Below are 12,508 nucleotides of genomic sequence, written 5' to 3'. Positions count from 1 at the left end.
TCCATGAATGAAGAATACATTTATACCGTAGAAGATATTGCAAAAAAATTAGAAGTCACCCCTCGAACAATCCGTAATTATTTAAAATCAGAGATGCTTAGAGGAAAAAAAATAGGCGGAAAATGGCGATTTTCTGAAAAAGAATTGCTGGCCTTCAACTCTGTTGATACCGATGATCCCCATGCGCTTTTTTTCAATCAAAAACCCATTGAAACACAAGCTATGTTAGTGATTGCCTATGTTTTCGACACCACCGAACAGCTAGCTAAAACAAAAAGTCTTCTTCTGGCAGAATTTGATGCCGTCTATTCGGGAAATCAGCGCAGTTTTTATTTTCAAAAAAAAGACGATCATCATGCAGAATTCACATTGATCGGCCCTTTTCCCTATATTTTGCGTTTTGGCGGATGGATCGAAAAACAACTGAATTAATTGTTTGTCTGCGAGCCCTTTTGAAAAATTCCGTTTTTCAGCCATTGGGTTCGAAAAGCGTATTCCTGAAGCAAACGTTCCTTTGACCATTGGTAGACAAAATAATCACTTAATAAATCAATCACGATTTCCATTGTAAACCGTAAAAAAGACATGGCTTCCTCCCGGGAGGAAAATTGAAAGGCGTTTTTAATCAAAATTTGCTGCCACTGCTGATTGAGTCCTCGCATTTGCGCCGCAATTTCAGGATTGTATGTGCGGGGCAGCTTTTCTCCCAAAACCAGAAGTTTCATCCCACGATAAGTATCTGACTGCTTCTCCAATTGTAAAAAATTTAGTAAAAAGCGTTGGATTCCTTCGAAAAATAAATCTTCTTCACCATGAATATCAGCCACGATTTTTTCATGAAGAATTAAGGCGGTATCATCTAATAAGTAATGATACAGGTCATCTAAATCAGTAAAATATTTATAAAAAGTTCCCCGAGAAACCTTTAATGCTTGGATGATATCGGCAACCTTGACCTGATTTAAACTTTTGTCTTCAAATTCCCGTAAACAAACGGATAAAATCTGCTGTCTTCTTTCTTCTGAAAAATTCAAAAAAGTAAGATTTGGCATTCTTTTGCTCCTTTGCTCTCTTAGTTACTTGTACTATAGCATGGAGGTGACAGCTTGTCATTTAAGAACCTGAAAAAACCTCTCTTTGAAAAGCTCAGGCTTTCAAAGAGAGGTTTGATTTTTCTTAAGCTGCAAGAGGCTTGATTTTTACAAATTGTCCCTCTTCCGATTCCAGAATTTTTACGATTTCATGGTAACAAATCATTTCGCTCTTTTCTTCGATTTCCAACAAAAGAACCTCGTATCCTGTCATCGGCATCCCTACCACCAGATTCTTAGTTTTCAGGTGAAGTTGCATGATTTCCAGCATTTGTAGCGACAATTTTTTTAACTCCTGTGGTTTCTTATTCTGTCGCCATTGTTCTTTTTGAAATAGTTGCAGACCGCCAAATAATATGGCATTTTTGACCGTTGCTTCTTGAATGACTTTCTTCATGTAGGTCTCCTCCATCAGACAAGCTGCTGGATCGTGACAGGTTTTTCTGCATGAACAGTCACTGTTAATTTTGGTGTGTAATTTTTTGAAATTTCGTTTAACCGATTCGCCTCTTCTTGTGAGCAATCCACATAAAAGATAATCCCATCATAGTGTTCCTCAAAACGTTGCAGGAAGGCTTCCGCTTGTGACAACCATTGTTTTTTAGCCAAATTATCATAAAAAATAACTTGTTTATTGCGTAATTGTGTCTGCGGCAATTGATTGCCAAAGCCCACAACTGCAATTTTATCTCCTGTATGGTGCCGCTTGATATGTTCCCAAACCTGTGTGATTTTTCGTTCGTTTCCTTCAATAATAAACATGCTAAATCTCCTCTTTCTAAAATGATCAATTTGATTTAGTAGGCAGCAATAGCCTGACTAAAAAGGATTCTCCATGCATGGCTATCACCCCCTTTGATTAAAAAATAACAAACGGTATCAACTACATTGTAACAGGTTAAAAAATTAAAGCAAATGCTGCTACAAAAAAAGAATTTTCTTTTTTCTTGTCCATTTTTCCTCAGATACTGCTAAAATAGAGGTATCACAAACAAATGAGGCCACAAAATGAATTTTCAAACAATCCAATCAATCTATCCCGAAAGTACCTTGAATCTGCTACCAAGTGAAGACCAAGGCATTGTTAGTTTTCCTGTTAGCGAAGGATTCGCCTGGATTAAACGGACTGAGCTCGGTTTAAAGGAAGAACAGCTGTTGCAGGCACTGTTGCCGCAAAAAAAAGCTACCAGTCCGGCAATTCAGCACCAATGGTATCGTATTCTTTTCAAGGACGAACCAGCTGCCAAAGAAACGACTCTCCGAGTAATTCAATTACAGCTAAAACCTAATACCGGTTTTTTGAAAAAAGAATGGCAAAACGAAATCAGAGACATGTTCCCAGCTTTACTGGACTGCTTCTTTTTAGACGACACTCATGTCTTTATCGTGGAAGAAAAAAAAGATACCAACTATACTGCCGAAGAAATTTTCGGACTATTTCAAGCTTTAGACAGCGATTTTGATGTCTACTCGCAAATTTTTGTTGGTGCTTTTCACAAAAATATTCTTGCTATTTATGAAAATTTCCAAGAAGAACGCAAGATTTTCCAAAAACAATTAACGATTGCCGGTACTCAAAAAGAATTTCCCTTCACCCAATCAGCAATCGCCTATCTCGTAGAAGACACCATCAAAGAAAACTTTTTTATGCGCTCTTTTTATGAAGAATGGTTCGTTGATGACATGTCGACAATTTTGCAAAGCCTTTGGCATAATCAAGGAAATGTCAGTTCTACCTCAAAAGAAATGTTTTTGCACCGCAATACGCTTCTTTACCGCTTGGATAAATTCCAAGAGGAAACCAAGTTGGATGTGAAAAATATGGACGATCTGATGTTTTGTCATCTATTGATCTCCTGCTTTGGGACGAAACGATTGTAATAAACACCACCGATATTCCTTTGAAAAAGAGAACTGCCATCCAGTAATCTCTGCAATAATATGAAATCGCTTATACATTTTAATCGGATGAGGAAGGGAATCCTATGACAGAAAAAGAAAAATCTTATGCTGGTTTATTGTATCAACCCAGTGACCCTGAACTTGTTTCAGACCGCGATACCACAGTAAAAAAACTTTATGACTACAACCATCTCCATCCTCTTGACCGTGATGCCCGAAAAACAGCCATTCATGAACTATTGGGCAGTGTTGGAAAGAATTGTGTGATTGAACAGCCGCTTTTTTGCACGTACGGCTATAACACTACGGTTGGTGACAATTTTTTCTTAAATGTGAATTGCAAATTGATGGATAGTGGAAAAATTACGATTGGAAACAATGTCTTTATCGCACCGAATGTTTCTATCGTAACTGAAGAACATTCAATGAATGTTGATGAAAGAATCGCCGGCCTAGAATACGCCCATCCGGTCAATATTGGTGACAATGTCTGGATTTGCACCGGCGCAGTTATCTTACCTGGCGTAACAATTGGCGCAAACAGTGTGATTGGTTCAGGCAGTATTGTTACAAAAGATATTCCAGCAAATAGTTTAGCTGTTGGCAATCCCTGCAAAGTCATTCGTGAATTAATAAATGACAAATAAATCCTGTTAAAAAAGATTCTGCAAAACATAACAAGCCACTAAAGCTAGATTTTTCACTCTAGCTTTAGTGGCTTGTTTTCATTCTTTTTGCTTTTATCTGTGATTCCTTAACTTATCGCTGCAATTCATGGCAGATTTTTTTAGTTGCCGGATAAATTTCACGATAAATTTCATAAAGGTCTTTGTAGCGTGCTACATTTTCTGCAATTGGTTGAACAGCCGGCTGATAGCCAATAAACTGCTTGCCGCAATCGGAAAGAGAGTCATACCAACCAAGACCCACAGCAGCCAACATCGCCGCTCCAAGTCCTGGTCCTTGTTCGGCAGTCAGGCACAGAATTTCCGCATTAAAGATGTCTGCTTGCATTTGTAACCAGTCAGGATTTTTAGCACCTCCACCAACTGAAACGATTCTCTTAAAGGACTTACCGGCAACTTCTTCCATAAGAACTTGAGAATCCTTTAAAGAAAAAGTAATTCCTTCCAATACTGCTCGGGCAAAATGGTTCAATGTGTGATTTGTGTCTATTCCGATAAAACTTCCTCGAATTTTACCATCCACATGGGGCGTCCGTTCCCCTACGATATACGGAGTGAATAGTAATCCTTCCGCACCGGGAGCTATTTCCTGAAGACCGGCTAATAATTCATCAAAAGATTGTTCGGGGGCAAAGGTTTCTTTGAACCAAGTCAAACTATGACCGGCTGCCAATGTTACGCCCATTGAATAAAGCTGATCTTTTAACGCATGATTGAATAAATGAAGCTTTCCCTGATAATTTGGTTGCGCAGATTCTTCCAAAGAAAGAAAAACTCCTGAAGTCCCAATACTTGCCATAGCAGTTTTCGCATCAAAAATGCCCGCTCCTAACGCACCACAGGCATTGTCAGCACCACCGGCGAACACTTGAACTTCCTGAGAAAACCCAAATTTTTCTTTTATCTCTTGGCGAAGGATACCTGTCTTGCCGGTTGACTCAATCAATTCCGGCAAATAATTATCAGGAATAGCAAACTTTTCTAAAATCGGTGTCGCCCACGTTTTTTTTGCCTCATCCAGCAATAACGTGCCCGCTGCATCAGAGTAATCCATATGTTTGGTACCTGTCAGATAAAAACCTAAATAATCTTTAGGTAACAAAATGTGACGTACTTGCTGCCAAACTTCCGGCTCATTTTGCTGCAGCCACAAAATTTTCGGCAGTGTAAAACCTTCTAGGGCAATATTTTTCGTGAGTGTCAACATTTCCTCCCCAAAAGAAGCCATGATTTCTTGACACTGTTTCGTTGTTCGCACATCATTCCACAAAATCGATGGACGCAACACTTCATCTTGTTCATCCAAAACTACCAAGCTGTGCATCTGTCCCGAAAAACTAATCCCCGCCAATTCTTCAGTAAAATCGACGACCGTTTCTTTCAACTCGAATAAAACTTTTTCACAGGCTTCGATCCATTCTTGCGGGTTTTGTTCGCTATACCCGGCCTTAGGATGTAATAAAGGGTAATCCCCCACTGCAGAAGCAATGACTTCCCCTTTTTCGTTGACCACCAATCCCTTCAACGAACTCGTGCCCAAATCGATTCCAACTACGTAAGACATGCTCCACCTCCAATTTTGATGGAATTTCTAATTAAAAAAATGATTCCCATCAACGTTTTTAAACCAAATAATCATTCAAACGTGATTTCACATATTCTAAATGGTTGGATTCATTCGTGATATCATCATGTTCCAGTGCATATTCTGTCAAAGATTCCAAGTTTTCTTCATTAGCGACGATTTTGGCGCCGATGCCTTCTTGGTAGCTAGCATAGCGTTTTTCCTTGATTTCATCGAAGAATCGTTCTTCTTTCAGAGCAGCTGCTGCTTTTAGTCCACGAGCAAAAGTATCCATACCTGCGATATGTGCTAAAAACAAATCATCCATTTCAAATGACGTACGGCGAACTTTTGAATCGAAATTGATCCCGCCAGGTGCGATGCCGCCATTTTCTAAAATTTCATACATAGCCAAAGTGGTGTCGTAAATATTTGTTGGAAATTCATCAGTATCCCATCCTAATAGCACGTCTCCTTGGTTAGCATCGATAGAACCTAACGCATCATAACAGCGGGCTACATTCAACTCATGTTCAAAAGTATGACCCGCTAAGGTTGCATGATTGGCTTCGAGATTTAATTTGAAATCATTTTCCAAGCCGTATTTTTGAATGAATGCCATCGTTGTCGCAGCATCAAAATCGTATTGGTGTTTGCTTGGTTCCATTGGTTTTGGTTCTAGTAAAAATTGAGGTTTATGACCGATTTTTTCACCATAAGCAATCGCCATTTTGAATAGACGTGCAATGTTGTCCTGTTCAAATTTCATATCGGTATTTAATAAAGATTCATATCCTTCACGGCCGCCCCAGAAAACATAATTTTGTCCGCCAAGTTTTTTACTGATGTCCAAGCCTTTTTTGACTTGTGCTGCTGCATAGGCAAAAACTTCTGCGTTGTTTGAGGACGCTGCCCCATTGACAAAACGTGGATGAGAAAACATATTTGCTGTATTCCAAAGCAATTTCGTTCCGGTTTGTTCCATTTTTTCTTTGATTAAATCGGTAATTTCATCAATATTTTGGAAAAATTCTTCCAAAGAATCTCCTTCTGGTGCAATATCAATATCATGGAAACAGAAATATTCCACATTTAATTTTGTCAAAATTTCAAAGAAAGCTTCTACCCGATTTTTTGCTGTTTCCATCGGTGTTTCACCAAACCATGTCCGTTGATTGACCGGACTGCCGAATGGATCAGAACCATCTTGGGTCATAGTATGCCAATAAGCCACCGCAAAACGCAGCTGTTCTTTCATGGTTTTCCCCATCACGATTTCGTCAGGATTGTAATGTCGGAAGGCGAATGGATTTTTGGTTTTAACACCCTCATATTGGATTTTTTCTACATTTGGAAAATAACTCATGTCTGTTTCCTCCTTAAATTTTTCTTGCCTTTAGTTTGTTAGTACGATAAACTAACTTACAAGAAGAATATTAAACGAAACAAAAATGTTTGTCAAGCGCTTTCAAAAAAATATTTTGATAAACTATACATAATTAGGCAATCATTTTTTTACGATGTCCTTTACTATTGGAGGGTTATTATGATTTCAACAAAATACACCATTCGTGAGCACAATGAAGCGAATATTCTCAATACCATCATTAGGAAAAAAGAAATTTCTCGAGCAGAAGTCGCCCAACAAACCGGTTTGAACAAAGCCTCGGTTTCTGCTATCACCAAAAAATTATTAGACGATCAATTAATTTTCGAAACACGGGTCGGTGATGCTTCAAATGTAGGTGGTCGGAAACCCATCATGCTGACTTTTAATCGAAAATCTTCCTTGGTCATCGCCTTTGACCTTGGCTATAATTACATTGAAGGAATGTTGGCATTTATTGACGGCACGGTTGTCGATACCATTTCTAAACGCCGGATAACAGTTACAGCGGCAACGATTTTTAATGAAATGAAGCAGATCATTGATCATTTTATCGAGATTCAGCCCCCTACTCCCCATGGAATCGTCGGTCTGACTGCGGCTATTCATGGATTGGTGAAGCAAGAAAAAATTATTTTTACACCCTATTATGATTTGGATCAAAGTACGTTTATCGAAGAGCTGCAAAAAAACTATGACTTCCCTATTTTTATTCAAAATGAAGCAAATTTGGCAGCATTGGGAGAATATACTTTTACCTCTCAATACCAAAATCTAGTGAGTATCAGCGTCCATAGCGGGATTGGTGCGGGAATCGTCACCAGCGGGAAATTGCAGCAAGGAAAACACGGACAAGCCGGTGAAATTGGTCATTCCATTCTTTATCCTAACGGGCGGGAATGTCCTTGTGGCAATCACGGTTGTTTGGAACAGTATGCTTCCAACAAAGTTACCTACGATCAATTTGGCAAACTGAAAAATCTGGATTACGTGAATTCAGAAATTCTATTACGTTATGTAGAAAAACAAGATGCCGAGGCATTGGCGGCAATCCAGCAAAATGCAGCCCTTTTGAGTGTCGGTATTAATAATATTATCATGATGTACGACCCCGAAATCGTTGTAATCAACAGCTCTCTTTATCGGCGAATTCCTCAAATGGTAAATTTAGTTACCGAAGAATTAAAAAGCCGTTTTTCAGAATCTGTGATTATTCGAAATACATTGTTGGAAGACAAAGCGACTCTATATGGTGCCTTTGCTGTCTCGGCCCAAAATTTTTTAAATATCCAGAAACTGAAGTTGATTTAACCTAAAACAACCTCCAATTGTTAGATTTTTGACCAAACAATTGGAGGTTGTTTCATTTTTTTATAGTTAATTTCCTTTTGCTAAACTTTCTTTGTGTTGGGCTTTGATTGCTGCCAAAAGTTCTGGGTCTTGCAAAAGATCAAGCGCTGTATTTGCCAATAATTCAGCTGCAATCGCAATCGACGCCAAACCTTTTTCACTGCGGGCTGCGGCTTTAAACTCTTCGGAATGCCCTGCAATATAGTCGTCTGAAATGGAAACAGTCGGTTGGATGGTTGGGATAACCTGGCTGACGTTTCCAACATCAGATGAACCTAAACTTGCTCGTTCAGAAGTATCGATTTCATCCGATGGGACGCCGGCTGCTTGTGCATGATTGAAAAAGACTTCATCAAATAACGGTGTGACGATCACATCATCTACTGCATTTTGAAATAGACCAAATTCATAAGAAGTTCCCGTTGCCAATGCCGCCCCTTTTACAATGTTCTCTACCTTTTGGTACACTTCATCCAAGGTTTTGCGATTTGCCGCCCGTAGATAAAAACGTCCCGCAGCATATTCGGGAACGACATTGGCTGCGACTCCACCATCCGTGATAATTCCATGGATATTGACGTCTTTTGGCAGATGCAGGCGCAACCCATTGATTCCGTTGAATACTTGAAGCAAGGCTTCCAGCGCATTGATTCCTTTTTCAGGCGCTGCCGCTGCATGGGAAGCTTTGCCGTAGAATTTGATATCTACCGGATCATTTGCCAAAGATTTCGTGGTTTTGCTGTAACGATAGGCCGGATGAATGCAAAGAGCTGCATCGACATCATTGAAAAAACCTTCTCGCACAAAGCTGCCCTTTGCTGAGCCGTTTTCCCCGCCTTCTTCTCCCGGTGTACCATACACTCGAATCTCACCACCGATTTCATCAATGACTTGCTTCAATCCACTGGCTGCTAAAACAGAGTAGGTTCCAAATAAATTGTGTCCGCAGGCATGGCCGATTCCCGGTAAGGCATCAAATTCTGCAAGAAATGCAAGCGTGGGACCATCTTTTGCAGAAACATAGCGGGCATCAAACCCGGTACGGTGACCGGCAACCTCTTTAGTGACCGTAAAGCCTTCTTTTTCCAATTGTTGGATTAAGGCATCTGAGGAATAAAATTCATAATTGCTGACTTCCGGATGGTCGTGGATATCTAAAGCAAGTGCTTGATATTCTGGTAAACGTTGATCAATAAATTCTTTGATAGTTGCTTCAATAGTTGTAGTTGTCATAATAAATTCCTCCAATTTTTATTTACGGCCAAAGGTTTCCCAAGCTGGGATACTGGAGCCTTTTGATGTTTCTTCAATCACTTTTTCGGTTTCTTTTGTTTGGTACGCGTCAACGACTTTTTGATACACTTCGTTGTCTTTATCTTCCTTGCGGGCAACGATAATGTTCACATACGGTTTTGAATTGTCATCCACTGGTTCCAAGAAAATCGCATCTTCCGTCGGTGTAAATCCGGCATCCACTGCTACACCACTGTTGATCACAGAAATATCCACATCTGACAACGCACGGGCAGTTTGGGCGGCATCTAATTCAGAAATATCAAGATTCAATTTATTTTCCATGATATCCGAAACGGTCGGTGCTTGCGCTTTTGCCGGATCAACAGTAATCAAACCCGCTGTTTGCAGCAACAATAATGCTCGCCCCCCATTTGTAACATCATTCGGAATCGCAACTTTTGCCCCCTCTTTCAGCTCTTTAACATCTTTGATTTTTTCAGAATAAATACCTAATGGCGCATTAACGGTATTCCCGATGGAAACCAGATCCGTGCCATGTTCTTCATTGTAATTATCTAAAAAGAATTGATGTTGAAAAGAATTCAAATCAATGGATCCGTCTGCCAAAGCAGCATTTGGTTGATTGTAATCTGTGAATTTCACATATTCCAAGTTGATACCTTCTTCTTTCAATCGATCTTTCACATCATCCCAAACATCGGTATCGGCACCGATCACTCCTAATTTCACGGTTGTTTCTTTGTTTTTATCTGAAGCTTCTGAGGCTTTCCCCTGATTACTGCATCCTGCGGCTACCACCAAGAATGCTGCCGCTGCTAAAGCGATTTTAAGATATTTTTTCATTTTACTTCCTCCAATTAATGACTGATTTTTTTAATGATACGATTACTTACAAATTGACTAATAAAAACGAGAATTAAAATCAAGAGCGTAGCAACGATGGTGACATCCGTTTGAAAACGATTATAGCCTCTTGAAATTGCCAGATTGCCTAACCCGCCGGCACCAACTGCCCCAGCCATAGTAGTCAACCCGATAACATTAATGATTGTCAAAGCAGAAACCCGGACGATTCCCGGCAATCCTTCGATTAAATAAACCCGGAAAATAATTCCCGCCGGACTGGTTCCCATCGCTTGGGCGGCTTCAATCACCCCAGGATCAACTTCCAACAAGGCATTTTCGATTTGTCGGGCGAAGAAAGGAACTACGCCAACAATCAGTGGCACTAGCGCCGCTTTTTCCCCAATCGTAGTGCCGACAATAAATCGCGTGATCAATGCCAACAGTGACAGCAAAATAATAAAGGGAATCGATCGAACGATATTGATTGCTTTATCTAAAATTTCGTATACCGGACGATTTTGCAGAATTCCCTTTGGTCGGGTAACAACTAAAATCACTCCCAACAAGATACCGAAAACGCCGGCAATCAAAGCGGTCCAAACAGACATGAAGAGCGTTTGTTTCGTGGCTTCAATAAATTCATCGGTGATGCCAATGACATTGGGAAAATATTTTTCAAGAATCGTTTCCATCAGTGGTACCCTCCTTCAACTGCGATTAATTGTTCTTCTGGTTGCTTCAAAATATTCGTGTAAACTCCTTGTTTTTTCAAATAATTCAAGGCTTGTTGCCGCTGTGTGCTTTCGCCAGCCAGTGTGACAATCAAACTGCCTAATGGAACATTTTGTAAAATCTCTACGTTGCCATATAAAATATTCGTCGTTACTTGGTAGCGGCTGTAAAGTTGAGCAATCAGCGGTTCATTGGTTTGATCGCCAACATAAGCGAGTTCCACCAGCCATTCATTTTCATTCAACGAGGCAAACTTAGGATTTCCCAGAATCGTTTCCAGTGCCTGATCGATATGAGTTGCTGTTCGAATGAATTCACGGGTCAGCGCTTTTTGCGGCCGGCTGAAAATTTGGATGCTGTTACCTTGTTCAATAATTTCGCCCTCTTCCATCACCGCTACTTTATTACAAATTTCCTTGACCACTTGCATTTCATGAGTAATCAAAACAATTGTCAACCCAAGACGTTGATTCAATTCCTTTAAGAGCGCCAAAATTTGCAGCGTGGTTTTAGGGTCCAGCGCGCTGGTGGCTTCATCACAAAGTAAAATCTCTGGATCATTGGCCAATGCCCGGGCAATGGCGACCCGTTGTTTTTGCCCCCCGGATAACTGGTTGGGATACGCCAGAGTTTTATCCGACAACCCCACCAGCTCCAATAGCTCCGCAACTTTTTGATGACGTTCCTGTTTCGATTTTCCAGAATATTTTAAAGAAAAATCAACGTTATCAAAAATTGTGCGACTGTTCATCAAATTGAAATGTTGAAAAATCATGCCGATTGCCTTGCGTTTTTCCCGCAGTTGTTTGGCAGATAATTCTGTTAAGTTGGTACCATTAATGATTACCTCCCCATTGGTTGGTCGTTGCAATAAATTGATTACCCGCACCAAGGTACTTTTTCCAGCGCCGGAATAACCAACGATACCATAGACATCACCTTTATCGATTTTAACGTCCACATCTTTTACTGCTTGAATCTGTTCACCCTTTTGTTGAAAAGTGACAGTAATATTTTTTAGTTCAATCATTTTTTCTCCTCCGATTCCATATTTTTTCTAGAGGCAACACATTCGTTTCATGTCTGTCATTCCTCCCAACAAAAAAAAGCATCCTCAAATCAGCGAAAAAATCACTGACTTGAGGACGCTTTTTTGCGTGTTACCACCTCATTTTGACCTGCATTCACATACAGCTCCTCTTCGAGTACAAACATACTCTAGCGCTGTATCGGGCGCAGCCGTCATCGTCTCACATTCTCTGCTCGGGATGATTCACTCCATGACCATTTTCCAAAAATGCCCTTTTGCTTCTTCTCAGCGTTCGAAGCTCTCTGTTGAAAAGTTTCTTTTTGTACTTATCATTTCTTCGTGATGAAGGATATAAAAAAAGCCCTTTTACCGGTCTTGACCAGTAAAAGGACGAATAATCGTGTTACCACCTTTTGTTCGGAAGATACTTCTTCCCTTGACCCGACTTCTTTTCTTTCAAAGAGATCGGTGTTTCTTTTAACGGTGAAACCTCCGAGACTGCCTACTTATCGACACTCTACCCTCCAAGGCCATGTTCAGCTTTTTCGACCTGACGTTTCACACCAACCAACGTCTCTCTTCAACGCGTCCAAGCTTACTTTCCTTTTCATCGGGAACAAATTTCTTATTGACGTTAATTTACAGTAGTTTTTAATCGATGTC

13 protein-coding genes and 1 other annotated feature are annotated in these 12,508 nt (G+C 40.1%); of the genes, 4 read left to right on the top strand and 9 right to left on the bottom strand.

Features of this window, described 5'->3' with window-relative positions:
• Positions 1–3 precede the first annotated feature (3 nt).
• On the top strand, positions 4–432 hold the full coding sequence (locus BN1875_RS10155) for a helix-turn-helix domain-containing protein (RefSeq protein WP_048604729.1): 429 nt from the start codon (positions 4–6) through the stop codon (positions 430–432).
• Here the strand turns inward: BN1875_RS10155 and BN1875_RS10150 are convergent.
• The 3 genes from BN1875_RS10150 to BN1875_RS10140 form a co-directional block, all read right to left on the bottom strand.
• Positions 429–1,052 carry a TetR/AcrR family transcriptional regulator gene (locus BN1875_RS10150; RefSeq protein WP_048604728.1) on the bottom strand — a complete coding sequence of 208 codons (624 nt, stop codon included), beginning with the start codon at positions 1,050–1,052 and terminating at the stop codon, positions 429–431. The genes BN1875_RS10155 and BN1875_RS10150 overlap by 4 nt on opposite strands.
• Positions 1,053–1,176: 124 nt before the next feature.
• Positions 1,177–1,488, bottom strand: a complete 312-nt coding sequence (locus BN1875_RS10145; RefSeq protein ID WP_048604727.1) for a hypothetical protein — start codon at positions 1,486–1,488, stop codon at positions 1,177–1,179.
• A gap of 14 nt (positions 1,489–1,502) precedes the next feature.
• A complete protein-coding gene (locus BN1875_RS10140) occupies positions 1,503–1,853 on the bottom strand; it encodes a hypothetical protein (RefSeq protein ID WP_048604726.1) in 351 nt (116 codons plus the stop codon).
• Between the two features lie 246 nt (positions 1,854–2,099).
• On the opposite strand from BN1875_RS10140, the gene BN1875_RS10135 reads away from it, so the two are divergent.
• Together BN1875_RS10135 and BN1875_RS10130 are read left to right on the top strand one after the other, a co-directional pair.
• On the top strand, positions 2,100–2,972 hold the full coding sequence (locus BN1875_RS10135) for a helix-turn-helix domain-containing protein (protein WP_048604725.1): 873 nt from the start codon (positions 2,100–2,102) through the stop codon (positions 2,970–2,972).
• Positions 2,973–3,076: 104 nt separating this feature from the next.
• The gene (locus BN1875_RS10130) at positions 3,077–3,640 is read left to right on the top strand and encodes a sugar O-acetyltransferase (RefSeq protein ID WP_048604724.1); all 564 of its coding nucleotides are present in this window, start codon (positions 3,077–3,079) and stop codon (positions 3,638–3,640) included.
• 112 nt (positions 3,641–3,752) lie between these two features.
• On the opposite strand, the gene xylB is transcribed toward BN1875_RS10130, so the two are convergent.
• Both xylB and xylA read right to left on the bottom strand, forming a co-directional pair.
• Positions 3,753–5,243, bottom strand: a complete 1,491-nt coding sequence (gene xylB, locus BN1875_RS10125) for a xylulokinase (RefSeq protein ID WP_048604723.1) — start codon at positions 5,241–5,243, stop codon at positions 3,753–3,755.
• Between the two features lie 58 nt (positions 5,244–5,301).
• Entirely contained in the window at positions 5,302–6,609 is a 1,308-nt protein-coding gene (xylA, locus tag BN1875_RS10120) for a xylose isomerase (protein WP_048604722.1), read from the bottom strand.
• 180 nt (positions 6,610–6,789) lie between these two features.
• On the opposite strand from xylA, the gene BN1875_RS10115 reads away from it, so the two are divergent.
• On the top strand, positions 6,790–7,941 hold the full coding sequence (locus BN1875_RS10115; protein ID WP_048604721.1) for an ROK family transcriptional regulator: 1,152 nt from the start codon (positions 6,790–6,792) through the stop codon (positions 7,939–7,941).
• Between the two features lie 66 nt (positions 7,942–8,007).
• Here the strand turns inward: BN1875_RS10115 and BN1875_RS10110 are convergent, their stop codons facing one another.
• From BN1875_RS10110 to BN1875_RS10095, 4 genes are read right to left on the bottom strand one after another with little or no spacing between them, the layout of a single operon-like run.
• Positions 8,008–9,213, bottom strand: a complete 1,206-nt coding sequence (locus BN1875_RS10110) for a M20 family metallopeptidase (protein ID WP_048604720.1) — start codon at positions 9,211–9,213, stop codon at positions 8,008–8,010.
• An 18-nt stretch (positions 9,214–9,231) separates the two neighbouring features.
• Positions 9,232–10,080 (bottom strand): MetQ/NlpA family ABC transporter substrate-binding protein, encoded by an 849-nt coding sequence (locus BN1875_RS10105; protein ID WP_048604719.1) that lies wholly within the window; start codon positions 10,078–10,080, stop codon positions 9,232–9,234.
• A 14-nt stretch (positions 10,081–10,094) separates the two neighbouring features.
• Positions 10,095–10,775, bottom strand: coding sequence for a methionine ABC transporter permease (locus BN1875_RS10100; RefSeq protein WP_048604718.1), 681 nt, complete (start codon positions 10,773–10,775; stop codon positions 10,095–10,097).
• Positions 10,775–11,845, bottom strand: a complete 1,071-nt coding sequence (locus BN1875_RS10095) for a methionine ABC transporter ATP-binding protein (protein WP_048604717.1) — start codon at positions 11,843–11,845, stop codon at positions 10,775–10,777. Before BN1875_RS10095 ends, BN1875_RS10100 begins: the two co-directional genes overlap by 1 nt.
• A 383-nt stretch (positions 11,846–12,228) precedes the next feature.
• Positions 12,229–12,465, bottom strand: a binding site (T-box leader).
• Positions 12,466–12,508: the final 43 nt, after the last annotated feature.

It is taken from the genome of Enterococcus massiliensis (genome assembly GCF_001050095.1).
Lineage (GTDB): Bacteria > Bacillota > Bacilli > Lactobacillales > Enterococcaceae > Enterococcus_C > Enterococcus_C songbeiensis.
Note: the sequence above shows the minus strand (reverse complement) of the source record. Positions and strands in the feature narration are given on the sequence as shown.

Bases quoted from the DNA above. Each gene is read 5' to 3' on its own strand.
- xylA (WP_048604722.1), bottom strand. From the start codon at position 6,609: ATGAGTTATTTTCCAAATGTAGAAAAAATCCAATATGAGGGTGTTAAA.
- BN1875_RS10110 (WP_048604720.1), bottom strand. From the start codon at position 9,213: ATGACAACTACAACTATTGAAGCAACTATCAAAGAATTTATTGATCAA.
- BN1875_RS10115 (WP_048604721.1), top strand. From the start codon at position 6,790: ATGATTTCAACAAAATACACCATTCGTGAGCACAATGAAGCGAATATT.
- xylB (WP_048604723.1), bottom strand. From the start codon at position 5,243: ATGTCTTACGTAGTTGGAATCGATTTGGGCACGAGTTCGTTGAAGGGA.
- BN1875_RS10155 (WP_048604729.1), top strand. From the start codon at position 4: ATGAATGAAGAATACATTTATACCGTAGAAGATATTGCAAAAAAATTA.
- BN1875_RS10100 (WP_048604718.1), bottom strand. From the start codon at position 10,775: ATGGAAACGATTCTTGAAAAATATTTTCCCAATGTCATTGGCATCACC.
- BN1875_RS10130 (WP_048604724.1), top strand. From the start codon at position 3,077: ATGACAGAAAAAGAAAAATCTTATGCTGGTTTATTGTATCAACCCAGT.
- BN1875_RS10105 (WP_048604719.1), bottom strand. From the start codon at position 10,080: ATGAAAAAATATCTTAAAATCGCTTTAGCAGCGGCAGCATTCTTGGTG.
- BN1875_RS10140 (WP_048604726.1), bottom strand. From the start codon at position 1,853: ATGTTTATTATTGAAGGAAACGAACGAAAAATCACACAGGTTTGGGAA.
- BN1875_RS10150 (WP_048604728.1), bottom strand. From the start codon at position 1,052: ATGCCAAATCTTACTTTTTTGAATTTTTCAGAAGAAAGAAGACAGCAG.
- BN1875_RS10135 (WP_048604725.1), top strand. From the start codon at position 2,100: ATGAATTTTCAAACAATCCAATCAATCTATCCCGAAAGTACCTTGAAT.
- BN1875_RS10145 (WP_048604727.1), bottom strand. From the start codon at position 1,488: ATGAAGAAAGTCATTCAAGAAGCAACGGTCAAAAATGCCATATTATTT.
- BN1875_RS10095 (WP_048604717.1), bottom strand. From the start codon at position 11,845: ATGATTGAACTAAAAAATATTACTGTCACTTTTCAACAAAAGGGTGAA.